At 47.1% G+C, this 1,105-nt stretch carries 1 protein-coding gene and 1 pseudogene; one reads left to right on the top strand and one right to left on the bottom strand.

Annotation, left to right across the window (positions count from 1 at the left end):
- Positions 1–223 (top strand): annotated as a pseudogene (locus A3738_RS31605) (methyltransferase type 12); the annotation flags it as partial.
- A 71-nt stretch (positions 224–294) separates the two neighbouring features.
- On the opposite strand, the gene A3738_RS26805 reads toward A3738_RS31605, so the two are convergent.
- Positions 295–918 (bottom strand): RluA family pseudouridine synthase, encoded by a 624-nt coding sequence (locus A3738_RS26805; RefSeq protein ID WP_068501467.1) that lies wholly within the window; start codon positions 916–918, stop codon positions 295–297.
- Positions 919–1,105: the final 187 nt, after the last annotated feature.

The following is a 1,105-nucleotide window of genomic DNA, read 5'->3' as shown; positions in this document are numbered from 1 at the left end:
TATCGACTTACTAACGGCAGCCGATGTGCTTTATGACCGAGACAATCATAACTTATTGGACCAATGGTGTGAGACGAGTAAAGAAGTACTGCTCGCGGATTCGCGTATGAAAATACTCCCTAGTGACAAATTCGAGTTATTGGAAACCCACGAAGCGCGTACGTGGCCAGATCTCAATGAGTTTGAAGAATTTAATCAGGTGAGAATTTACGGATTAGAATAACCAACCCTTCGCTGTCTTCTCATGTGCTGTTCTATACTGTCCTCACCTCGGGATACCAATGGACACATCATTCAAAATGGTGGTTCAGGCGAAAATGTCAGACGCTCCCTTGTCTCGGGGTGCGTGATTCCAAGCTTCCAAGCATGCAACATCAATCTAGTGCTTGCAGCTAAAGCCGATCCCGTTGCATACAAGTTATCACCTAAAATTGGATTCCCCAGTGACATCATGTGGACACGTAACTGATGGGTACGCCCCGTGACAGGCGTGAGCCGCACGCGCGTTCTATCGTTTAAACGCTCTAGTACCTGGTAATCCGTGTGCGCAGCTTTTCCCTCTTCGCTCACCATTTGCTTCGGTCTGTTTGGCCAGTCTGTCATCAAGGGTAATGTCACCTTACCTTGGTCTTCCTCTAGCTGACCAAAAACAAGGGCAACGTAGGCTTTATCGACCTCGCGATCATGAAACTGCCTGCTGAGCTCACGATGCGCATCAGCCGTTTGCGCGAGCACCATTAAGCCTGACGTTGCGCAATCAAGCCGATGCACAATACGTGCAGTTGGATGATCTTGCTGAATGCGTCGCACTAAACAATCTTGCTTATCTGGTCCACGCCCAGGAACACTGAGTAGACCCGAAGGTTTATTCGCAATAATCAGCGTGTCATCCGCATAAAGCGTTTCAGCTTTGTCCAAAGCAGCTCACCAAACAGTTAACGAAAGCGGTATTATACAAACTCAAACAAATTGCAGATACGGAAAATATTCAATGATCAACCGATTCTTTGCGGGCACAAGTTATCTTTTTGAAGGATTCAAAATCGTCTGCTCGCCCGGCTTCAGATGGTTTTTAGCCGTGCCCATCATCGCCAATATCATTCTT

It is taken from the genome of Oleiphilus sp. HI0066 (assembly GCF_001635725.1).
Note: the sequence above shows the minus strand (reverse complement) of the source record. Positions and strands in the feature narration are given on the sequence as shown.